Here is a 23,212-nt window from a genome sequence, read left to right as displayed (position 1 = left end):
GTTTATTATGCCATTGCACGTACCAGAGGATGCATACCAAGGCGCAGATAACTTCTCTCTTATGCTAGTTTTTTTTGTTTTTGGTCTAAGCGATGACTTAGGAAAGTTAGAAGACTTGCAAAGATAGCAACCAACCCACCTACCAATGTAACATTCATCAAATTTCCCTGATGATAAACAACTCCGCCTAATGCAGAACCAAATGCGATACCGACATTGCTTGCTACTGGCATCAGTGAAGCAGCTAGTCCTGTAGCTTTTGGTTGATAAATGCCAGCTAGATCTATCAAATAAAGCTGGGTAGATGTTGTTAAAAGGATGGCCATTAATGACATTAAGCTAATATTAACCAATCCCAAGATTAAGTTATTTGTGGTCCAATATAAACTGACCAGAACAATCGCTTGAACGAGAAAAACAAACCGGAGACGTCCGATAGCATTGTGGCTGGCAATTTTACCAGCAAGAATGTTGCTGAAAATGGAAATAAATCCGTAGCCAAACAAGATTAGACTGATTGAACTGCTTGGTGCTTCCATTCCTTTCAGGATTGGAACAAGAAACGTATAAACGGCATACGTTGCACCAAATCCAAGAGACGGAATGAAAAAAGCCATTAAGATACGTGGGTGTGTTAACAAAGAAAATTGCTCACGCATTGAACTGCGAAATGTAATGTGCATAGTAGGCAAAATCAAGAAAGATGCCAAAAACGCAATTCCACCGAGAAAAGTCGTTAAAAGAAAGGTCGCATTCCAGTCGTACCAATCAGCGATGACAGTGCCTATTGGTACTCCAATTACATTTGCAAGAGTAAAACCACCGAAAACAAATGATATAGCTAGTCCACGTTTCGCGATTGGCATGGTTTCACTTGCAACAATCATGGCAAGTGAAATTAAAACTCCTGTTACGATCGCAGTCATCATCCGAAGAGCAAGCAGCATTATGAAGCTCGTCGATATTACGCACAAAGCATTCAGGATAATGAACGAACCTATCAAAAACAACATCCATTTACGTTTTGGAAAATGGCTTGTTGCCGACATCACGAGTGGTGTCGCAATGGCAAACGTAATGGCAAACGCAGAAACGAGTGTACCTGCTTTTGCATTTGTAATATTTAGACTCGAGGAAATATCGGTTAAGATCCCGATGATAACAAATTCGCTTGTCCCGAGAACAAATGTTAATAAAGTAAGTGTTAAAATGAGTAACCAATGTCGCTTGGATAATTCTGTGTCGTGCATAAATACCTCTTTTCTTAGATGAATGTATATGTGTCACAGGGAAGATAAACAATTTACCTATCATATCATAAAATATATTTTTGAGGAAAACCCTTGCTTGGTAATCGTTTATTATTTCTTGCTAAAAGGCTTGTACCTGAATCATTCACTGATTTTGCCGTAACCTGTTTTGTAATAGTACAAAACATAATCCAAAACGGATTAAAAGGAAAAATCATAAGGATCTTGATGGCTATTGAAAAAAGCAGGAAACTCAAACGGGAAAATGGAAAAAGAAAGTTAAAGATAATTAGAAGAGGAAAGCTGTCAAAAATACCATGGTAGGGGACCATGCAAGATTTGATGCTAAAGTCAATAATACTCACTTTCAACATCAAGGATGGAAGGATGATAAGCAACATTTAAATGTGAAGTGTATTGTCAATAATGGTAAATCCAATTCAAGAAATTCTGGTGCTAAGTTAATTTCAAACACCTTTTAAAAACGGAATTAGGTATGTAACTTATAAAATAACCAAACCGGAACTTATTATTCACCTTGTTTTTTACCCGAATTACATGAAAGGTTCATGTTACTATCAGCTTTAATGCGAGGTATATTTCTTCTTTTTGATCTCATACTAAAGGTAAGAAGGAGGGGTATCCATGGCAAAACGAACAAAGAAAAATGATGCAGACCAAAAGAATAAACAAGGAATCAATTCAAGCAAAACTGATTCAGAATTCTCTCAAGAATTTGGCAGTGCAAACGCTAATCAAGCACATAAAGATAAAGCAAAGAAAGAAAAAGCATCTAAAAATCAAGGTGAGTGGAAAGGCATGCATTAATTAATATTTGCCAGACTCGACCTCATGATAAGTGATGACTGCACGAGTCAATTGGTGGAGGCTTTTCATACTTCTAACGGTATACTGAACTTTATGTAAAGGGGCAATTTAGATGACTCAATCTAAGCGACAAGAAGAACGCCAATGGAAAGATCGTAAACAATCGCAGAATCCACATGGTAAGGTTAAATCATTTGAACAATTAGCTGAAGGCATGGGCAAAAATGAATCTGAAACTAAGTAAAACTGCTTAACAATGAGAGGCTGGCCCAATGGGGCAGAGTCCCACATAATAGTGGGGTCACTGCCTTGGGGGTACCCTCTTTTTGTCGTTACCTAAATTAGTTTAAAAATGTAATCTTTATCAAAAAACATAATCTCTTCGTAGCGGTTACCATAAAACATTTTATGGTAATTGATATATTAATTGGTTAAGATGATTTAGAGGTGATTTTGTTTTGGAATACACAAGTATGTTCATCATGCTGGCAATTATCTTTTTAATAGTAATGGCCAATAGGTTTTTATTTTGGTGGATAAAAGCTACAATAGTAGCTTATTATTCTGTAATTTCTTATATCTTTATAAAAACTAAAAACAAAATTGATAGACAATATGAGAATATCCTCCCTGTACCAGATATATATTGGGATAAAAATTCAGGCTGGGTTGACACGATGGCTGGATATTATTTCTGGCCTTTGGCAGTAATTCTCCTTTTTATTTATTACAAATGGTATAGAAGTGTACAAAGCAAAACAGCTAAAGGATTGGTCGTTGTTAGCTTCATTCCATCAGCTGCCATTTTTTTATTTATTACTTTTTTATTCGGGTTTGGCTACGGGTACAGACCATAAGGATAGTGCTTGTTTATTACATAGTTTGTTTCAACTTTCAATAGGTCTTAAGCAACTAACAAGTGTGTTTGCGACATAATAAGGCTGTCATTTGTTGGCCTTTTGAAAGTATGATTAATAATCAAATTCAAAATAAGAAAGAAAAAGAATGCTAGGGGTATTTTAGATATTTTGTATTTTTTGCACACTTTATGCATAAAATTGTAATCATAATGTAAAATTAGGTAAATATGTTTGTCACTTAAAGCTGGTAAAATCAATAAAAAAGGATTTTATCGGGGGAGAAAATGAAAAAAATTATAGCATCTTTTGTAGTGTCAGGATTGTTACTATCAAATCCGTTGGTTAGTAATGCTGCATTGGGCGATCGGACGTTAAAAAGTGGTATGACCCATACCGAAGTAAAACAATTACAAGAGATATTAAAGAAAAAAGAATATTTTAAGAGTAAGAATACAACTACATATTTTGGCACGGTTACTAAAAGTGCAGTTGTAAAGTTCCAAAAAAATAAAGGTTTAAAAGCTGATGGTATTGTAGGTCCGAATACATATAAAGCATTGGGTGTAAAAAAGCAGACATCCACCGTAGCTAATGTGAATAAAGGAACCAATAAATCTTCTGCGATAGTGAAAGAAGCAAAAAAACATTTGAATGTACCGTATGTATGGGGGGGAACTACTCCTAAAGGTTTTGATTGCAGCGGATTTCTAAAATACGTTTTCGAAAAAAGCGCAGATGTCACTTTACCAAGAACGGTATCTGAAATTTATAAAAAGGGGACAAAGGTTTCCAAACTACAAGCTGGAGATTTGGTCTTTTACGAGACTTATAAAACTGGCGCCTCACATGCTGGTATTTATATAGGGGGTAATCAATTCATACACAGCTCATCATCAAATGGCATTAGCATTACCTCCATGGATAATAGCTATTGGAAAAAAAGATATTTAGGAGCAAAAAGAATGTAATCAGAGAAAGTTGCCAGTCCTTTTTTTGAGACTGGCTTTTATTTTTTTAAATTGCTCTACCAGTAGGTTATGATACCGAAAGTCCTATGTGAACTTTATCAATCAAATAAGGCTGCTAGCATTACACCCCACAAACCCATACTATGCCTCAAGTTATGTGGACCAAGTCCTCCAAATGTTCAATAAGATTTTTCATTGTTATCATGGGTGGATCTATCCTCTTAAAGTGAAAAATAAAAAGACGAGTTGTCTCTCCTACCCATTCCTTATGAAACTGTTGATTTATGTTCTAATGTTAATCATGACTTTAACCGATTTCTCTTTTCAATTATTTACTAGAAAAAACGGGTTAACAAGTTTTTTATCTTGGATTATTTACAAACTTTTAAAAAGCTTTAATAATCTGCATCGATCTTTTTATGACAAAATCCCCATTATTTTCCCGACTATGAATCCATACCATCAATTTCCTCCTTATGCATGTTGTATATGTGGTAATAACCTCCATTTTTTGTGTATTTACCGTGACTTTTAGCTTGTTTTTCATGCAAAGATATAAAATCACAAACAATTAACAGAACATTTAAAAAGGTTTGTTAATTTTGAGGGGAGAGTTTGCTTTAAGGAATATAGCATCCCTCAAAAAAAATTTTGGAGGTAATGTTCATGATATCTAGCAATAGCGGTTTAAACAGACGTAATTTCTTAAAAGTTGGCGGAATGAGCACTTTAGCATTAACACTTGGTTCAACTGGGTTATTTTCTCTTGCGGGAACTACAAAAGGGTTTGCAGTGGAATCTAGCAATCCAACAAGCGGTTTTGGTGGATATGGTCCGCTAGTAAAGGATCCAAATGGAATTCTTGATCTGCCAAGGGGATTTCATTACACAATGCTTTCAGGAACTGGTGATGTCATGCCTAATGGTGACCTTGTCCCTTCTGCTCATGATGGAATGGCTGCATATAAAGGAGAGAAGGGTACAACCATACTTGTAAGAAACCATGAAAATGGGACAAATTCTGATTACCCTGTAAATGGAAAAAAACCTTGGAGTTCTGGTGCTGCGGGCGGCACAACCACATTAATCGTTGGACAAAATAATAAAGTCATTGATCAGTATGTATCAAGTTCAGGTACAATCCGTAACTGTGCGGGTGGAGCTACGACCTGGGGTACCTGGTTAACAATGGAAGAAACCCGTGATATGGGACATGGCTTTGTATTTGAAGTAAATCCGCTTGATCCTGAAAATGAAATGTCAAGAACACCGATCCGTGATATGGGTTATTTCTCTCATGAAGCTGGGCATGTTGACCCTTCAACAGGGATTTGGTATTTAACGGAAGACGCAAGTCCAAGCTTCTTGTACCGTTTTACACCACATGACCGTAGTCAAAAACTAGGTTCTCTGCAAAAGGGCGGTACACTCGAGGCAGCAGCGATTGATGAATTACCGGCTGCAGCTGCAAGTCAATTTAGTGCTAGACAAAAATTCGGGATCGTCTGGAAAAAATTAAATCCTGAAATCGCACAGCAAGACGCTAAGGAAAAAGGCTGTATTCAGTTTAGCCGCTTAGAAGGGGCTTATTTTTCTGAAGGTACCTTATGGTTCGATGATACAAGTGCAGGTTCAGCACGCCTTGGCCGTGTTTATCGCTACACACCAGCGACAAACACTTTAGAACTATTCTATGAGTCTACGGATAAAAATGATTTAGAAGCTCCAGATAACATTACAATCACTCCTTGGGGAGATCTATGGATCGCCGAAGATGGAGGCGGTAATGATCGTATTGTCGGATTGACTCCTGAAGGAAATATTTATACTTTCGCTGAAAATAGGATGAACGGTTCTGAATTTGCAGGCCCTACATTTTCTCCGGATGGAAATACTTTCTTTGTAAATATGCAAACACCCGGTATCACCTTTGCGATTTGGGGACCATTTGCACGCAGAAATTCTACCCGTAGACGAGCTATGAACCAAGCTCTGCCACCAGCAAGTCTTGCTCCTGTTGTTTCGGATAAACTTACTGCATTTGCAGATGAACAAGGTATGTCTATATTGGAAGCAGCTGCTTTAGAGCGTCATGGTATGCCGATTTTATAAGTGATCATCTCATTTTTTGAGTATGAACAAACCATCATGGTTTAGGAGGTGAGAAGATTGTTATCTAGTATCGGCATTCCCGGCCTAATTCTCATTCTAGTCATTGCGTTAATCATTTTTGGTCCTTCTAAATTACCGGAAATCGGAAGTGCTTTCGGGAAAACTTTAAATGAATTTAAAAAAGCAACAAATGATTTGATCAGCAATGACAAAGAAGTAAAAACTAACTCTGAAGAAAAAACGAAACTAGTCGCACTTGATAAAACCGAAAAGACTGGTAACTAAATAACTTTTGTCTACAATTTAATAGAGTAATTGCTTGGAGGAAATAGGATGAATAAAATGGGAATGAAGTTATTGACGGGCTGCTTTTCGCTGGCGGTGGCTGCTGCTTTTGTCGGAAAGCCCGTAACAGCAGTTGCGGAGGAAAAGCTCAAGGAGGGAGAAAAGTTTGAACTCACCATTCTCCAGACGAATGACTTTCATGGTCATTTGGATGACATCGTCACGCTGGTTGATGGAAGCATTCATCACAATTCAATTGCGAAGTATGCCACCATCATTGAAAATGTTCGCAATGAAGAGGAGAATCTGCTTCTGGTCGATGGCGGAGATGTCTTCTTGCGCGGCGAGTTTCAGGCGGGTTTAGGAGAGTTGGAGACGTCGCTTTTGAAAGCTTTGGACTATGATGCAATGGTTCTCGGAAACAACGACTTCCGCGTTTACCCTGCCGGAGAGGGCACACAGGAAAGCCGTTATGAACAGTTAAAGAATTATCACCGCAACGTGAATTTCCCCATCCTTACTGGTAATGTCATTGACAGGGAAACAGGAAAGTACATTCAGAATGTCAAGCCTTGGAAGAGTTTTTCTTTCAATGGCGTTAAAGTCGGCATGATCGGCCTTACTTCGATGAAGCCGGAAATTCGCGGTTGGAATGATGTTGCTGACCTCGATTTCATCGAACCGGTAGAAGCGTTGAATGAGTTGCTTCCTGAAGTGAGTGAAAAGTCAGACATTAATATTGTCCTTTCGCATGCCGGAAACACTGAAGACCACAAGTTGGCTCAGGTTCCAGGAGTTTCAGCGGTAATCGGCGCAGATACACACAAGGTCATCGAAACGCCCGAATACGAATTCAATGGAGAGGTGATGGTGCCCATTACTCAAGCCGGCGGAGAACAAGAACATTATTTGGGACGCCTGGATTTGACTTTTGAAGTAGTAGACGGGAAAATGACGTTGGTTGAATCCGATGGATTCCTCTACGACGTCACAAATGTCCGAGCCGATAAGGAGATACAAGAGATCATAGATGAATATCGTTCAGAGTTGAATGCACGATAATCCAAATGAAGTCTTCATAATGCTTTATCGTTTCTTTATTAATTATGCAGTATGAATGCAAGAGGTTGTGCAGAAAGTCGGTGAAAACTAACGACTGCCAGCCTTTTTTTGCGCATTACCGCTCTTTCCACGGAGAACGTCGAACTTAGTTTAGATTTTATCTGAGTCGTTTAGCTTAATTCCGCTCCTTTTTTTGTACTTAAACTACGATGAGTATTTTATTGATATCCATAAATAACCAATAATATTTTGCCCGCTGATGGTCATTATAAATAAAGAATAAGGGGCTAGTGATTTACGAGTGATTCATATCATACAGTAAATGAGGTGTCAGTTAAAGACGTTTAACTTAACTACTGGAAGCTTCATTAAAAATCGTTTCGAGCAAGGAGATGGTTCGCTTGCACGTAAAAGCAGAAAACTCATTCAATAATTGTCAATTATGCATTGAAAGTTGATAAAACTTTTAAGATATAGGGGATGGTTGCTTTGGATGGTAAACTCTAGTCAGATACCTGTATTTACTCTATTGTAGATGAGGTGTTTATCGCAGAGAATTTATGCTGATTCGAAATGAAGCAAACCCCTTTTTCAGACAGGGTGCAACTTTCAGTTGCATCCTGTTTTTATGTGTGTTCTTTTCTTGATATCACTAGCGTGAGCATTTTAATTAAATCCTATTTACTTACTTGTTACGTTATAAAGTAAAAAAAGAACCCAATAAGGAAAAGCATAAAGGTAACAAGATGATAAAAATATAATACACTATTATCGGAGAAGACCTAAATCAAACAAAAAGGATGGGATCCTGATGGTTGATGAAAATAAGCAAAAAATCAAACGGGAACAATGGAAAAAGAAAGTCATGGATAACCTGAAGAAGGAAGCGGTCAAAAATATCATAGCAATAACGGGAGACCTAGCAAGATTAGATGCTAAAGTCAATAATACTTACACTGTATACATCAAGGATGGAAAGATGATAAAGCAACCTACAAATGGGAAGTGTGTTGTCATTAATGGAAAAGTCCAAGATTAAAAATTTGTGAAGGAATAGAGAATATATATATAGCGGTCGGATCACAGTAATTGGTGCATGGAAAGCTTTCAAGAGCCCTTTATGAGCACTAATTTGATTAGATTTGGTGCATTTGAGATCTATGGCCGAGCAAATCGTATTTGAAACCCACATACAGGGAAAGAATTACAAATTACTGCTCCAAAAGTTTACTGCTTTTAAACACTTGGTAAGGTAAAGATGCGGTTTAAAGAAAAAGTAGTACAGCGTTAAAAAATACTCTGGGATGAGATATACTCCAGAGTATTTTTTTATGTAAAAAGTTTAGGTTATATACTTTCGCACCTGTTTTTACATAGTTAAGTGCTATGGGTAAAATGTAAAACACTAGTAAAGGAGCTTGAGAGGATACTTGGGTTTATTTCAAGCTTCAATATAAAACGAGCAGGACGTACAGGTACGTGGGACATGCTTTCGTAAAGAAAACTTTCCGCCCCCTACTTGTAGAAACATGTTGGAGGTTGGCTGGAATTAGATATCGTATAACAAGAGAAGCTATGACACTGCAGGGGGGCCAGGGGTATTGGTTAATAAGCAGAGGAGAAACAAAGGTTTTAACATCCTATAGCTGGTTTATTTCTTTAACAGCCCGTTAAAGTACCCATTTTAATCGGTAATAAAAAAGAATTTTTGCTAAATTAGTACAAATATATTCCAAAAATGACCTCGACAGAATATATGATAAAACCATATCCAAAGCAGTTAAGTAATAAACAAACAAGATTTAAAATGAGGAAAACTAGATTTTTAAAAGGGAATTCAATACTTTTGTTGAACAAGAATATTGTGGGTCATTTTAACAGTTTGATATTTGCTGATGTAACCGTTTACAACGAGATATTTAACTTGAACATGTTAATGGATTATAAGTACAAAATCGTTAGAGAATGGAGGTTAACCCATGGTTAGCACGATGGAGATAAATAAGGATGATTCTCGTTCCTTTCTAACGGAAGAACACTTATTATTTAAACAATCAATTCGTGAATTTCTCGCCAAGGAGGCTGTCCCCTTTTATGATCAATGGGAAAAGGAGGGGGGAATACCTTGCTCCTTTTGGAAAAAGATTGGAGACAATGGATTTTTATGTCCGTGGCTTGATGTGGACTTCGGTGGAATAGGAGCAGATTTTGGATATTCAGTTGTGCTGGCAGAGGAATTGGAAATGGTTGGATCAGCGTTAGGAGGAATATCCATTCATTCTGATGTTGTAGCCCCTTATATTTCTTCATTTGGAACAATAGATCAGAAACAAAGATATTTACCGAAATTCATTTCAGGTGAATTGATTTCAGCTTTTGCATTGACAGAGCCGGGAATGGATTCGGAATTAGGGGATATCCAAACCACTGCGATTAGGAAAGATGGGTATTATATTGTCAATGGAGCCAAAACGTTTGTCACAAATGGCTTTAAGGCCGACTTCATGATTGTGGCATGCAAAACTGATCTTAATGCTGTTCATTCCCAGGGCGGGATCAGCTTGCTGATCATTGATAAAGATACACCAGGTTTTTCACGGGGTAGGAAGCTTGGTAAAACAGGACAGGGATGCTTAGACACAGCCGAACTATTTTTCGATGATGCTTCAGTTCCTGTTGGCAACCTCCTTGGGGAGGAAAGGAAGGGTCTCTCTTATATCATGCAAAAACTGCAGCAGGAAAGACTAATGTGTGCGATCGGGTCTTTAATGGCGGCAAAAGAAATGCTTCACTTAACGATGAATTTTATAAGAGGACGAAAAGCATTTGATAAGAAAATAAGTAAATATAAAAATGCACAGTTTACCATTGCTGAAATAGCGACAGATATTCATCTGGGAAGAACATTTGTTGATGGTTTGATCTGTAAACATATGACTGGGGCGAATATCATAGCTGAAGTATCGATGGCTAAATATTGGATAACGGAGATGTCTAAGCGAATATCTAATAAGTGCATGCAATTACATGATGGCTACGGAAATATAGGAGACGATAAAATTGCCCAGCGTCACCGGGATATTCCTTTGACAACTTTCTTTACAGGGACAGATGAAACCGTAAAAACCCTTATTGCTAAAAATATTGGATTTTAATTCATCTTTAATTTTATATATCTTTTAACTACCTCATTTTAAATGAGGTAGTTTTTGTCATTAATTCAATATAATTCCAATGAACTAGTTTTTTTAAAATAAAAGGTTTATACATTTTGTTAAATGGGTACAAGAGACTGTGCAAATGAAAATTAACATATTTGTAAAATTTGTAATTTTGTACAACTGATGGAGGTGCTTGTTATGTTAAAAATCGAAAATGTATCGAAAATCTATAAGGGAGGAAAGAAAGCTGTAAAAAATATATCATTGGATATTAAAAAAGGGGAGTTCATTTGTTTTATTGGTCCGAGTGGTTGCGGTAAGACAACGACAATGAAAATGATTAACCGTCTTATCGAACCGTCGGAAGGCAAGATACTTATTAATGGTGAAAATATACTGGATAAAGATCCAGTCGAGCTAAGAAGACAGATAGGGTACGTTATCCAGCAAATCGGACTTTTCCCTCACATGACGATTCTTGAAAATATCACCCTCGTTCCAAAGCTTCTCAAGTGGAATGAACAGAAGAAAAAGGAACGCGCACTGGAATTGCTTCAGCTTGTTGATATGGGTCCTGAATACTTGGAAAGGTATCCTTACGAATTGAGCGGCGGGCAGCAACAAAGGATAGGCGTTCTCAGAGCACTAGCTTCAAATCCTCCACTCATTTTAATGGATGAACCTTTTGGCGCCCTAGATCCAATCACCCGCGATGCCCTTCAGGAGGAATTTAAAAATCTACAGCGCACACTTGATAAAACAATTGTTTTTGTTACCCATGATATGGATGAGGCCATTAAACTAGCCGACAGGATTGTCATCTTAAGAGCTGGTGAAATCGTCCAAGTAGGAACACCGGATGAAATTCTCAGAAACCCAGCCAATGAGTTTGTAGAAGAATTCATCGGCAAAGATCGCCTGCTTCAAACAAGACCGAATGTCGAGTTGGTTGAACAGATCATGAGTCGACACCCAATATCCATTACAGAGGAAAAATCGCTTACAGATGCAATTACGATCATGCGCAAGAAACGGGTAGATTCTTTACTTGTGGTCGATGAGCAAAATGTGTTGAAAGGGTTCGTGGATGTTGAAACGATCAGTGAATATCGTAAAAAGGCTAAATATATCAGTGAAGTAATCAATACTGAAGTCTATTCAGTGAAACAGGATACTTTAATCCGCGATTCCGTTCAGAAGATTTTAAAACGAGGATTCAAATACGTGCCGGTAGTTGACCACAATAAACATTTGGTCGGAATCGTCACTAGGGCTACATTGGTGGACATCGTATATGACAGCATCTGGGGAGAAGAAGAAAATCAAATGGAAGAAATGGCAGAAATGATTTAGGAGGTGAATGAGATGGAAACTTTGCTCGATTTTTTACAAACGAACTGGCAAGAATTGGTTTATAAGGCATGGGAGCACTTATATATATCCTTGATCGCTGTTTTCCTTGGAATAATAGTTGCCGTACCACTAGGGATCATGTTGACGCGAATGAAAAGGACCTCTTCGATAATAATCGGAATGGCAAACATTATGCAGACATTGCCGAGCTTAGCGGTACTAGCCTTTTTCATTCCTTTCCTCGGAGTTGGGAAAACACCCGCAATCATTGCGTTATTTTTCTATTCCGTTTTACCCATTCTCAGAAATACATACACAGGCATTAAAGGCGTAAATGAAAATCTTCTGGAATCCGGACGCGGAATCGGGATGACAAGCTGGGAGAGAATTCGTCTGGTTGAATTCCCGCTTGCGCTTTCTGTCATTATGGCTGGCATCCGTACGGCTTCCGTCTATTTAATTGGATGGGCCACCTTAGCTTCCTTTATTGGAGGCGGGGGACTTGGAGATTACATTTTTATCGGTTTGAATTTATATCAAACAGAATATATCATCGCAGGTGCAGTTCCGGTAATCATCATGGCTATCCTGGTGGATTATGTATTCTCGATCATTGAACGAAAAGTCGTACCAAAAGGTTTGAAAGGTATGAAGGAAGCTGCTTGAGGAGGATTACCATGTATAAAAAAATGAGACGTACAATTTTCATGACCCTTTTAGTTTGTTCATTAGTGATCACCGGGTGCTCCTTGCCTGGTTTAGGGTCATCTTCTGAAACTACTGTAAAGATCGGTGCCCAAAGCATGACCGAATCCGAGATCTTGGCGAACATGATCGCTCAACTCCTTGAAAGGAATACGGAAGTTGATACGAAAATCATTAAAAATCTAGGTTCCAATTTCGTTCAGCAAAAGGCGATGGAGACCGGTGATATAGACATAGCCGCAACTCGATATACAGGGACTGATTTAACGAGTGTGCTGGGGCAGGAAATTGAAAAGGATCCAGTAAAGGCGATGGAAATCGTTCAAAGGGAATTCAAAGAACAATATGGGTTCAAATTTTTTGATTCTTACGGATTCGATAACACTTATGCCTTTACGATTTCAAATGAATTGGCAGAGGAAAAGGGGTATCAGAAAATATCGGATCTGGAAAAGGATGCAGATAATTTAAGGTTAGGTGTAGACAGTGCCTGGCTGAAAAGAAAAGGCGATGGCTATAAAGGGTTCGTCGATACATATGGATTGGAATTTGGGGAAACTTATCCGATGCAGATTGGCTTGGTATACGATGCAGTCAAAAATGGTCAGATGGATATTGTCCTTGCATACTCCTCAGATGGACGGATTAAGGTTAATGATTTGAAGCTTTTGGAAGATGATAAACAATATTTCCCTCCATATGACTGTTCACCGGTCGTTACCGAAGAATTATTGGAACGATATCCTGAAATTGAAGAGGAGCTTAACAAGTTAATTGGTGAAATCACTACTGAAACCATGCAGGAACTGAACTATGAAGTGGATGGGAACTTGAAGGAACCATCGGTCGTAGCATCGGAATTCCTTAAAGCACATAAATACTTTGAATAAATGGGAGGTGCACACTAATGGAAACCTTGCAACAGCTGGGAACTTATTATTCCCAAAATTGGATGTATGTACTTACTGAATTTTATCGCCACTTTTTAATGTCCGCCTATGGAGTTTTATTTGCAGCAATTGTAGCCATCCCGATAGGCATTTTCATCGCGAAACATAAGAAATTGAGCAATTGGGTATTTTCAATAACGAATGTCATACAAACCACACCAGCATTGGCTATGCTCGCTCTCCTGATGCTAGTAATGGGGTTAGGAACAAATACGGTTATCTTATCATTGTTTTTATATTCCTTACTGCCAATCTTGAGGAACACTTATGTCGGAATTACAAGTATCGATCATGCTTATTTAGAATCTGGCAAGGCAATGGGAATGACGAAGATCCAGTTACTAAGAATGGTCGAACTGCCATTATCTCTGTCTGTCATCATGGCTGGCTTACGTACAGCGCTTGTCGTTGCAATTGGAGTAACCGCGGTCGGTACATTCGTAGGCGCGGGCGGACTGGGGGATATCATTGTCAGGGGAACAAACGCTTCAAATGGAACGGCAATCATACTTGCAGGAGCAATTCCGACGGCATTGATGGCCATTCTCTCAGATCTGATACTAGGATGGCTGGAACGAATTCTTTCACCGATAAAAAAGAAAAAAACTCATACTGCCTAAATCAAAAGAGCCATTGCATGTTAATGCAATGGCTCTTCCTTGGCCAGAAATGACAATTACCGATTGGAAGTCAGAAGCTCAGACTGGCAGACTTAGTTTTTTATTTCAGAAAAAGGGTAACTATAAGGGTAGTCGTAAAAAAATATAAGGGGAATCAATCATGAAACTTACACCAGAGCAACGTATTGAACTTCATGGCTTTAATAATCTTACGAAATCTTTAAGCTTTAATATGTATGATATATGTTATACAAAAACGAGGGAAGAGAGAGAGGCCTACCTGGATTATATCGATGAACAATATAATGCAGAGCGGCTTTCGAAGATCTTGCACAATGTTTCTGATTTAATAGGGGCACATGTTTTAAATACGGCCAAACAGGATTATGTACCTCAAGGAGCAAGTGTAACGATTCTTGTTTCAGAAGGTCCTGTCGTAGAAGTACCTACAGGAACTTATGAAGAATCACCAGGGCCTTTACCTGATAATGTGGTCATGCAACTGGATAAAAGCCATATTACCGTACATACATATCCTGAATTCCATCCAAATGAAGGCATTAGCACATTCAGGGCCGATATCGATGTCTCTACTTGTGGGGAAATATCACCTCTTAAAGCCCTTAATTATCTCATTCATTCCTTCGATACCGACATTATCACGATCGATTACCGAGTAAGAGGCTTTACGAGAGATAAAGATGGGCGGAAATTGTTCATTGATCACGATATTAATTCCATTCAAAACTATATTCCTGATGAAGTGAAGGGTTTATATGACATGATTGATGTGAATGTATACCAGGAAAATATATTCCATACAAAATGTAAGCTGAAAAGATTCGATATTAATAATTACCTATTCGGCTATACAGAGGAAAAACTGAATACAGAAGAAAGGCAAGAAATTATAGAAAGGCTTCGAACGGAGATGGATGAAATTTTTTACGGTGCCAATATTCCGCATCCAATAGAAAAAAACAAGCATGCCGATTAAGGGATGCTTGTTTTAATCGAAAACTTAATTTAAATGGAATACGTGAACTAATACATACCCGAGACAAGTCAATAATATAGAGCCGATCAGTCCAGCTATAAAAGGTTTACCACCATATTTCCTAAAGGTGACGAGGTCAATATTCAATCCTAGTCCTGCCATGGCCATAGCCATGAGGATATAGGAAAGCATAACAAGTTTATCGGCTATGGTTTCAGGAACTGCACCTGTAGAATAAAGGGCACTCATTAACAAAAACCCAAAAATAAACCAAGGTATTTGTATGGACTTCCAGGAAAATCTCTTTCCGTTTTCTCTTGATCGATCTTTCCAATTCATGATGAATCCGATTAAAATGGCAACGGGAATGAGCAGAGCCACCCTTGTCAATTTGACCACGACTGCCAAGTCGACTGCCTCATTTCCCCCTGGCGCCGCTGCAGCGATCACGTGAGCGATTTCATGGAGTGTCGCACCCGAGAATATACCATATCCTTGATCGGATAACTCCAATAATGGATATAGGATTGTATAACCGAAAGTGAAGGTTGTACCTAAAACAGCAACCGTCGCTACGGCTATTGCTGTATCTTTTTCTTTTGCTTTTATTTGGGAGGAAATTGCCAAGATGGCAGCAGCGCCACAAATTCCCGTTCCGCAAGCTGTCAATATGCCTAGCTTTTTCTCAACTTTAAAAAGACGGGTCAATCCATAAACTACCAATATAGCAAATCCAAGACAAATGGCACCCACTGCAAATGTTTTCGGACCGGCATTAAATATATCCTTTAGATTCAGGCGCATTCCCAATAAGATAATGCCCATTCTCAAAAGGACTTTACTTGAATAATTTGTCCCTGAAACGGTGTAAGCTGGGACTCCAATGATCGCTTTCCATACAACACCAATCAGTATCGCAATGACTAACTGTCCCATTATATGAAGGAATGGAAGCTCCGCTAAGTATTTTGCAGCAATGGCGATTAGCAAAGTCAATGCTATTCCTTTTGTAAATCCAAGTTTTTTAGTTTCTACGTTTGTTTGTTCCAGTGTGATCACTCCATCTTTGTTGATGCCTTAACTTTAAAGCTAAATTAAAAATAAGTGAAATATATTTTTGCTATTTCAAAGATTACTTTTACTTATGATAAAATAAAACACATAAATAAATAAGGGAGGTAGCCATGGATCCGTTAAAAGTATTCGTCACCGTAATCGAACAGAAAAACTTTTCAAGAGCAGGGGACATTCTGAACTTGTCGCAGCCGGGAGTCAGTCTTCACATAAGAAATCTGGAAAATGAGTTAGGGACGAAATTAATTTATCGTTCTCCCAAACAAGTACAAATAACAGAGCCGGGAAAAATTTTGTATAGACATGCTAAGCAAATGCTTGATCATTATGAGACAGCAATAAGAGAAATAAATGAATTTAATAACGTGGTTAGCGGAACGATGAAAATAGGTGCAAGCTTCACGATAGGGGAATACTACCTGCCAAAAGTTTTAGCGGAATTTGCGGCTCAATATCCGATGGTGGACATACAAATCATCATCTCGAATTCAAATGAAGTCATACAAGGTATACGTTCGAATAAGCTTGATATAGGCTTGATTGAAGGTGAAACGAATTATAAGGATATTGATGTCAGACCATTCATGAATGACGAGATGATTGTCGTCGTCCCCCCGGTTCATCCACTTTCACAAATGGATCTCATCGAGGGCACATTGCTTCAAAACCAAACATGGGTGCTCAGGGAGCAAGGATCGGGAACCCGTACATATTCAGATAAACTTCTGAGTAGCCTGGAGTTAAACATAAAGAAAACGTTTATTTTCACCAGTATCCAAGGAGTGAAAGAAGCGGTGATGGCTGGGCTTGGCATTGCCCTGTTATCTCGATTGACTGTACAAAAAGAACTGAGGTCCAATGAATTGAAAACCTTTCATTTGAAAAATGAGCCCATTATAAGGCCTTTTTCAATCGTGAAAAAGTTAGACCTTGAAGCCTCAAAAGCCATGGAGCTGTTTTTAAGGAAGGTCGAAGAATTTGCGATAAAGGGGCCGTCCTAAATAAATCACCTTAACTTTTGCTCATCCTTTCATTTTCAATGAAGAGGTTGAGCATTTTTAACGACGAAATATTTTTAATTTTAATGAAAACGTCGAAAGTATTTTGGAATATGTCAATAATTATACGAATTTTATGTATTTTCACACAATTGCAATCATATAAATTAAATAGATAGTCTCCAGGAATTTCTAAGCCCCTGCAGACTTTTCCTGATATTAATAATCTTAAAAGGAGAAACCACATTGGCTATAGAGGAGCAGAAAGATAAGCGGATTTCTGTTTTCGACAGGATTATAGGATTCATGCCAAAATTTTATGTGATCGGGACAATTTTAATTTTTGTTTATACGCTAGTTGCAATGGCTCAATTAGGGATCCAAACTTTGAAAAAGCCAGAGGAAGCCGTTGGTCCTGCCACAAATCCCCCAATCTCTCAGGGCTTTGAACATACATTGATATCGTTAATCATCGAACCGATCGTAACGTCTGAATTTTATCAAATCATCTTTAACACGTTATTTCTTTACCTTGTTTGGATATTGCTTTTCCTATTAGCACCGATTGCTTTTTACCGTTTAAAACACTTTAAATTTTTTAATATCGAAATTGAAATTGAAAAACAAGATGCAGCCGTTTATGAAGTATTCAGCATGAGCAGTTCAAAAATGAAATTTGCTGCGTATTTAACATCCGAGGAATATCAATTGGAGATATCAGAGGAAATTGCAAACAGCAAGGACTTTAAAACTCCCTTAATCTATACATTGGACTGTGCCATAGAGTTTTATTCCAATCAATTAGGACTTTCATTTACCTACGATATCTATACACTGAACCAGTTCAAAAAAGCAAAGCTGCCTAAATCCATCAAAGCGATGCTTGATAAATCCATTCAAACCGGCGATCCATGCATTTCGAATAAAAGCAATAGTGATAGTGAATATTACAAGAACTTTCTTATCCATTATTTCGAAAACATGGAAGGGAAATTTGTCACTGTTTTAAATAGTTACCAAACTGAATTCGATACATTCGATAAATCACTGCTTAAGATCCTGCAAAATGTCATATACGATTACTATTTACAGTTTCACTATATTTACGATACGAGTGAGAAGCTGGAAAAGAATGAAACGATCTCCCATAATAATTAAAAAAACCACCCTACAAGTGGTTATTTTTTTTGGAAAGGTGATTGTTAATTATATTCTGGACAATTTCATTATTCCCGATGAGCTCAGACGATTTCTTTACGTGTTGTTCCCGAAAATCCATGTTTTTTATTTTCTTGGACTTTTTCCCATTTTTAAAATTATTGAAGGCATTTAAAAAGGCTATCTGAATCACTCCCCTTATAGATTAGTATATTCATATGATGGATAAAATTTCATGAAAAACTACAATTTATAGAAAAATATTTTGCGGTTTTATGTGATGAAAATTACTTAAAAAACTATTAAAGACTTTCTGGAAAAAGTGATTTTAATTTAGAGTGAGGGATTTTCAAGCTCAAATCATTGGTTACTACGGCTTTTTTTATAAAAAATAAAGAAATTCCCCCAAAAATATTGTATAGTTAGAATACAGAGATTCGAACAAACATTCGTTTCTTGGGAACAGAGATTACTTCTTAGTGGGACAGGAGAGAGACAGTGAACGGTACAGCACACATGGCATTAGGGGCAACAGTTGGATTCTTGACGGCAAACACGCTTCAAACAGATCCAACCACCACTTTATTCTTGGTTGGCATTGGGGGAGTTTCAGGCCTTATGCCCGATATGGATATTGATGGGAAGTTAAGTAATAGGATTACTTTTTCACATAAGTTTATTCGAACGATAGCACAAACGATTGGGATACTAATGATCATTTATAGTCTTTTGGAAGGCTCTGAAACGGAAAAATGGATCGGTGTAGGGGCAGGAATCGGAATCATCATCATTTCATCTTTCATCAGACAAAGGCATATGTTGACCTTGTCTGGATTAGCGGTTTTAGGCGGCGGTTTATCTTTGCAGGAAAGCTGGCTGTGGCTTTTAGGAGTTTATATTATCATAGCTTCGTTTACACCACATAGAAGTTATACACATTCGGTTGCAGGTGTCGCTTTCTTTGGCATCATTGCCCATCAATTCGAAGCTTTTATGGGGATTGACGGAATTTTCACTACTTGTTTATTAGGATACATAAGTCATTTAATTGCAGATTTGAAATGTTTACCTTTTAACAAACGTGGGGTAAAGTTATTTCTTCCATTTTTCTCAAAAGAATTTTGACAGTGGTTTCCTTACCACTGTTTTTTCTATGAGGTAGAGTAACTTTAAATTGAAGGGACACTTGATTCGACTTTTTTTATGTTTTAAATGGTCATTCTTCCTGAATCTACTAAATGTAACATTTTTGTAAAGATCCTGTGATGCGAGTGATATACCTTTTCTAGTATATTAAGTTTAGCAAATTGCATCAGGGGGTAAAATAATTTGTTTAAGAAAATTGTCGTTGGATTGTCATTGGCTATCATGCTTGTAACCGCATCTTTTGCTGGGGACCCGGTGGAAGCTGCTTCATATCATACAAAAGCGATTAAAGTGGCTAAAAGTGAATTAGGTACAAAATATAAAATGGGTGGCATTTCTTCTTCAGGATTTGATTGCTCCGGTTTAGTGAAGTATTCATACCAAAAGGCTGGTAAGAATTTACCAAGAACCGCTGCTGACATATATAAAAAAGGAAAGAAAGTTAAAAGTCTGCAAAAAGGTGACTTACTGTTTTTTGCACCAAATAAAGCGAAAAAACCTACACATGTGGCTATATACATAGGAAACAATGAATTCATACACTCATCATCATCTAAAGGAGTTTCATACGCTAAGACCAATAATAGTTATTGGAAGCCAAAGTATATTGGTGCGAAACGTATATAATAGAAGGAAATCAATTTTTTATAAAATACCAAAATGTCTTGTAAACAAAAAGGTTTCAGAATGAGAACATTCCGAAACCTTTTTGTTTTTTTATTGGATTTGAACCCGTTATAGAGAATAGTTGACCTTTACGAGGTCATTATTTAGGTCTTTTCAAAGCGATGAAAACCTCTCACCCATTCGTTTACTTCTCAATAAACTCAAGAAAAACATGATCATCAGCAATTAACTTAAGGTTATCGGGTATTCGTAAATAAACGACTTGGTCGGAACTGAAGGCTGTATCTATGTTCGATTCGCCAGTAAATTGTCGTATTGGAAAATCAGCTTTAGTTATTATTAGATTAATATCTTGTTGTTGAGGAAGATTAATGGTAAGGGTATCATCGATTAACTCGAGATGATACGGCTTCAATATGCTATAAAAATCGTAATCATCTATTATTAATCCATTGCCAAAAATGAAAGCTTCAATCGTGTCATCGTTATTTGTTTTTCTTTCTACAAAAATCTGTGAACCTTCATCATTGCTAGACTCGACCTTTATTATTTGAATTTCGTGATTACTAAAGTTACTTTCTTTCAGTAAATACTTAGCATCAATCTGGTCGATCTCTCCCTTAGTAAGATGCGAATATAAATCACTTAATTCCCGGTCTGTATCCACCACTTTTTCCGTTCCTTTCTGGCTCATCGAATCATCAATGATGAAAGGGACAAAAGCCGTGCCTAGAAGGAGTACGCCAATATAGATGAAGAGAAGCCAGTGAGTTATTTTGGGAGTTGCAAATTTTCCAGCAAACCTAACCATAAAAATGAAAACACCAAAAATAAGAATAATAATGACTATCGGCAATATTGCAGTCAAAACGGTCATCGTCTTACCTCCATTCGATTCAAGATGCTTATAGCAGCTGCAAAAAATACAGCAACCGTTACAACCACTTTGATAATAAATAGAGTAAGCGTCGATTCCATCGTATAAAATGAAAATACATTTACGAGAAAAGGTTCTTTTTGCATTGAGCCCTCAAGAAATAGTGTTCCAAAAAACAAAACAGGAATAAGAATGATAACCAATTTACTTACTTGGACTAGTGTCCCAATAAAGTAGCCAATGGAGGTAACTAAGAAAATATAAAAAATTGTTACGCATAAACCCATAACAAGTTCTTTTAGCCCAGAATGAACGCCATAAATCCGCCCATCAAGAAAAACATAAGCTAAGACTTTTAACAAATTCCCAGACAGAATGGCAGTGATGCTTCCAATGATACTTGCCGTTAATAAAAAGAGAATATTCGCTAGACTACTACTAAGGCGATTGGTTACGAAAGTAAAATCATGATTTCTGTATGGTTTCGCAGTTATTGTAATCGCTGTAACCAAAGCCCAAATCAGGGTGAAACCAATGACTAAATCTGCAGAATAGTATTTTATATTAACACTAATGTTGCTTCCTCCCATTCCAGCTGAGCCAACACCGCCAATTGAAAAGAGAAGTGCTAATAACTGGATTCCAATGAGTGAACTAAAAGCATCTATATTTGCTTTTAACTTAAAAAAGTATTGTTTTTTTACCGTTTCCTTCAAATTAACTTTTGTTAAAGACATCATCAATTCCTCCTTTCGTTTCACTGGTTAAGTAAACACATAAATCACTGGATTTAACGGGTAAGATTTCAATACCTACAATCCGAGCTTTTTTAAGTAAGGACTCAGAAAAGTCATTTTTTACAACTGCATACATCGTATTCACACCTAAGTATTCCTTAAAAAGGATTTCCCTTCCATTTGTTAAATTAAGTACTTCTTCCGTTGCTCCTTTTAATCCGATGGCCCATTCCTTTAAATCAGAGATTGACATTTGGAAATGTTTCTTCCCATCTTTAATGAGTAACACATCTTCCAGTAAATCCTCAATTTCATCCAAGTGATGGCTAGAAAGAATAATTGTACGGGGATAAGCAATATAATCCTTAAGCATTGCTCGATAGAAGTCCTTTCTTACTGCCGCATCCATTCCTGTAGTTGGTTCATCAAAAATTGTTAATGGACAACGGGATGCTAAGCCGATAATCATATTAAAGGTATTTGTTTTTCCTTTCGAAAGCCGGTTGTGATAAGATTTTGGATCAAAAGAAAAATAGTCAAGCAAGCGCTTAGCTAATTTTCTATCCCAATTTGGATAGAAGTTCCCCGCCACTGTTAATATTTCACCAAGTGGTATGGCTGGTGGAAAACTCATTTGGTCGTCTACAAAGATGGAATTTATTGAGACGTTCAGGCTGTTAAATGGTCTTTCAGAAAAAACCTTGACCTGCCCTGACGTTTCTTTGATGAACCCAGCAATAATTTTAAGTAAAGTCGTTTTTCCAACCCCATTTCGCCCAATTAATCCCGTTATTTTATTTTCTTCAATTGAAAAAGAGAGCTCATCTAAAATATTTTTCCTTAAATAAGTTTTCGTTAAATCCGTACATTCAATCACCCTCATTGTTCAGCCTCCTGATTATTTTCCACTTTTATCATTTTGATTAATTCTACTTCACTTATTTGTAACCGATTAGCTTCTAAAACCAACTCACGTACTAATCGCTTCAATGTTTGGTTTTTTCGTTTATAGATGATGATTTCGTTTGCATCAGCGGCGACAAACATACCAAGTCCTCGCTTTTTATACAGGATATTTTCGTCAACCAGAAGATTGAGGCCCTTTGCTGCAGTTGCAGGATTGATCGTATACATTTCAGCTATTTGGTATTGTGAGTAAACCTTTTCGCCACTTTCAAAATGTCCATTTAAAATTTCCGATTCAATCCAATCTGCAATTTGCACATAAATAGGCTTAGTACTATCCATATTTAGAATTGTTTCCACCTCCTCGGACATATAGTGCATTACTGTTGTAATGTAGTATAAAATAATTTGGTACATATTACAATACCTGTTTTTATTTGTATTAAAGAGGAATTACTTCCTTATTAATCTTCTATGGGGGAACACGTTAATTTCTTAGTGAATATTCTTCTAAGCCCGAGACTTCAAACTCTATCCA

Annotated in this window: 25 protein-coding genes; 19 read left to right on the top strand and 6 right to left on the bottom strand. The window is 37.3% G+C overall.

Annotated features, from left to right (window positions below):
* Positions 1 to 59: 59 nt before the first annotated feature.
* Positions 60 to 1,250 (bottom strand): MFS transporter, encoded by a 1,191-nt coding sequence (locus JNUCC41_RS22330; RefSeq protein WP_192204897.1) that lies wholly within the window; start codon positions 1,248 to 1,250, stop codon positions 60 to 62.
* A 93-nt stretch (positions 1,251 to 1,343) separates the two neighbouring features.
* Between JNUCC41_RS22330 and JNUCC41_RS22325 the strand changes: the two genes are divergently transcribed.
* The 15 genes from JNUCC41_RS22325 (at position 1,344) to speD (ending at position 15,151) form a co-directional block, all read left to right on the top strand.
* Positions 1,344 to 1,574 carry a hypothetical protein gene (locus JNUCC41_RS22325; protein WP_192204896.1) on the top strand — a complete coding sequence of 77 codons (231 nt, stop codon included), beginning with the start codon at positions 1,344 to 1,346 and terminating at the stop codon, positions 1,572 to 1,574.
* A 321-nt stretch (positions 1,575 to 1,895) separates the two neighbouring features.
* Positions 1,896 to 2,078, top strand: coding sequence for a hypothetical protein (locus JNUCC41_RS22320; RefSeq protein ID WP_192204895.1), 183 nt, complete (start codon positions 1,896 to 1,898; stop codon positions 2,076 to 2,078).
* A 112-nt stretch (positions 2,079 to 2,190) separates the two neighbouring features.
* Positions 2,191 to 2,322 (top strand): DUF6254 family protein, encoded by a 132-nt coding sequence (locus tag JNUCC41_RS26915; RefSeq protein WP_228467419.1) that lies wholly within the window; start codon positions 2,191 to 2,193, stop codon positions 2,320 to 2,322.
* Between the two features lie 214 nt (positions 2,323 to 2,536).
* Positions 2,537 to 2,935, top strand: coding sequence for a hypothetical protein (locus JNUCC41_RS22315; RefSeq protein WP_192204894.1), 399 nt, complete (start codon positions 2,537 to 2,539; stop codon positions 2,933 to 2,935).
* 287 nt (positions 2,936 to 3,222) lie between these two features.
* A complete protein-coding gene (locus JNUCC41_RS22310; protein WP_192204893.1) occupies positions 3,223 to 3,906 on the top strand; it encodes a C40 family peptidase in 684 nt (227 codons plus the stop codon).
* A gap of 666 nt (positions 3,907 to 4,572) precedes the next feature.
* Positions 4,573 to 6,018: an alkaline phosphatase PhoX gene (locus JNUCC41_RS22305; RefSeq protein WP_192204892.1), complete on the top strand. Its 1,446-nt coding sequence runs from the start codon at positions 4,573 to 4,575 to the stop codon at positions 6,016 to 6,018.
* Positions 6,019 to 6,075: 57 nt separating this feature from the next.
* On the top strand, positions 6,076 to 6,303 hold the full coding sequence (gene tatA / locus JNUCC41_RS22300; protein WP_192204891.1) for a twin-arginine translocase TatA/TatE family subunit: 228 nt from the start codon (positions 6,076 to 6,078) through the stop codon (positions 6,301 to 6,303).
* A gap of 48 nt (positions 6,304 to 6,351) precedes the next feature.
* A complete protein-coding gene (locus tag JNUCC41_RS22295; RefSeq protein ID WP_192204890.1) occupies positions 6,352 to 7,365 on the top strand; it encodes a bifunctional metallophosphatase/5'-nucleotidase in 1,014 nt (337 codons plus the stop codon).
* Positions 7,366 to 8,176: 811 nt separating this feature from the next.
* Positions 8,177 to 8,404 (top strand): hypothetical protein, encoded by a 228-nt coding sequence (locus tag JNUCC41_RS22290; RefSeq protein ID WP_192208352.1) that lies wholly within the window; start codon positions 8,177 to 8,179, stop codon positions 8,402 to 8,404.
* A gap of 940 nt (positions 8,405 to 9,344) precedes the next feature.
* Complete coding sequence (locus JNUCC41_RS22285) at positions 9,345 to 10,520, top strand: acyl-CoA dehydrogenase family protein (RefSeq protein ID WP_192204889.1); 1,176 nt, start codon at positions 9,345 to 9,347, stop codon at positions 10,518 to 10,520.
* A gap of 204 nt (positions 10,521 to 10,724) precedes the next feature.
* Positions 10,725 to 11,879 (top strand): betaine/proline/choline family ABC transporter ATP-binding protein, encoded by a 1,155-nt coding sequence (locus JNUCC41_RS22280; RefSeq protein ID WP_192204888.1) that lies wholly within the window; start codon positions 10,725 to 10,727, stop codon positions 11,877 to 11,879.
* A 12-nt stretch (positions 11,880 to 11,891) separates the two neighbouring features.
* Entirely contained in the window at positions 11,892 to 12,545 is a 654-nt protein-coding gene (locus JNUCC41_RS22275) for an ABC transporter permease (protein WP_192204887.1), read from the top strand.
* 11 nt (positions 12,546 to 12,556) lie between these two features.
* The gene (locus JNUCC41_RS22270) at positions 12,557 to 13,474 is read left to right on the top strand and encodes an osmoprotectant ABC transporter substrate-binding protein (RefSeq protein WP_286182189.1); all 918 of its coding nucleotides are present in this window, start codon (positions 12,557 to 12,559) and stop codon (positions 13,472 to 13,474) included.
* Positions 13,475 to 13,491: 17 nt separating this feature from the next.
* Positions 13,492 to 14,154 (top strand): ABC transporter permease, encoded by a 663-nt coding sequence (locus JNUCC41_RS22265; RefSeq protein ID WP_192204886.1) that lies wholly within the window; start codon positions 13,492 to 13,494, stop codon positions 14,152 to 14,154.
* Positions 14,155 to 14,314: 160 nt separating this feature from the next.
* A complete protein-coding gene (gene speD / locus JNUCC41_RS22260) occupies positions 14,315 to 15,151 on the top strand; it encodes an adenosylmethionine decarboxylase (RefSeq protein ID WP_192204885.1) in 837 nt (278 codons plus the stop codon).
* Between the two features lie 24 nt (positions 15,152 to 15,175).
* On the opposite strand, the gene JNUCC41_RS22255 is transcribed toward speD, so the two are convergent.
* Positions 15,176 to 16,201: a YeiH family protein gene (locus tag JNUCC41_RS22255; RefSeq protein ID WP_192208286.1), complete on the bottom strand. Its 1,026-nt coding sequence runs from the start codon at positions 16,199 to 16,201 to the stop codon at positions 15,176 to 15,178.
* 134 nt (positions 16,202 to 16,335) lie between these two features.
* Between JNUCC41_RS22255 and JNUCC41_RS22250 the strand changes: the two genes are divergently transcribed.
* From JNUCC41_RS22250 to JNUCC41_RS22235, 4 genes are all read left to right on the top strand, one after another.
* Positions 16,336 to 17,226, top strand: coding sequence for a selenium metabolism-associated LysR family transcriptional regulator (locus tag JNUCC41_RS22250; RefSeq protein WP_192204884.1), 891 nt, complete (start codon positions 16,336 to 16,338; stop codon positions 17,224 to 17,226).
* Positions 17,227 to 17,469: 243 nt separating this feature from the next.
* Positions 17,470 to 18,381, top strand: coding sequence for a hypothetical protein (locus JNUCC41_RS22245; protein WP_192204883.1), 912 nt, complete (start codon positions 17,470 to 17,472; stop codon positions 18,379 to 18,381).
* A gap of 498 nt (positions 18,382 to 18,879) precedes the next feature.
* Positions 18,880 to 19,506, top strand: a complete 627-nt coding sequence (locus JNUCC41_RS22240) for a metal-dependent hydrolase (protein WP_192204882.1) — start codon at positions 18,880 to 18,882, stop codon at positions 19,504 to 19,506.
* Positions 19,507 to 19,710: 204 nt separating this feature from the next.
* Positions 19,711 to 20,154 (top strand): C40 family peptidase, encoded by a 444-nt coding sequence (locus JNUCC41_RS22235; protein WP_228467418.1) that lies wholly within the window; start codon positions 19,711 to 19,713, stop codon positions 20,152 to 20,154.
* 184 nt (positions 20,155 to 20,338) lie between these two features.
* Here JNUCC41_RS22235 and JNUCC41_RS22230 read toward each other — a convergent pair whose 3' ends face one another.
* From JNUCC41_RS22230 to JNUCC41_RS22215, 4 genes are read right to left on the bottom strand one after another with little or no spacing between them, the layout of a single operon-like run.
* On the bottom strand, positions 20,339 to 21,031 hold the full coding sequence (locus tag JNUCC41_RS22230; protein WP_192204881.1) for a hypothetical protein: 693 nt from the start codon (positions 21,029 to 21,031) through the stop codon (positions 20,339 to 20,341).
* Positions 21,028 to 21,768, bottom strand: coding sequence for a hypothetical protein (locus JNUCC41_RS22225; RefSeq protein WP_192204880.1), 741 nt, complete (start codon positions 21,766 to 21,768; stop codon positions 21,028 to 21,030). The genes JNUCC41_RS22230 and JNUCC41_RS22225 overlap by 4 nt, the downstream gene beginning before the upstream one ends.
* On the bottom strand, positions 21,749 to 22,651 hold the full coding sequence (locus JNUCC41_RS22220) for an ATP-binding cassette domain-containing protein (RefSeq protein WP_192204879.1): 903 nt from the start codon (positions 22,649 to 22,651) through the stop codon (positions 21,749 to 21,751). Before JNUCC41_RS22220 ends, JNUCC41_RS22225 begins: the two co-directional genes overlap by 20 nt.
* Positions 22,648 to 23,016 (bottom strand): GntR family transcriptional regulator, encoded by a 369-nt coding sequence (locus JNUCC41_RS22215; RefSeq protein ID WP_228467417.1) that lies wholly within the window; start codon positions 23,014 to 23,016, stop codon positions 22,648 to 22,650. Before JNUCC41_RS22215 ends, JNUCC41_RS22220 begins: the two co-directional genes overlap by 4 nt.
* Positions 23,017 to 23,212: the final 196 nt, after the last annotated feature.

Origin of the sequence: Brevibacillus sp. JNUCC-41 (assembly GCF_014844095.1) — a bacterium.
Taxonomy (GTDB): domain Bacteria; phylum Bacillota; class Bacilli; order Bacillales; family DSM-1321; genus Peribacillus; species Peribacillus aracenensis.
This window is presented reverse-complemented; position numbering and strand designations above follow the sequence as displayed.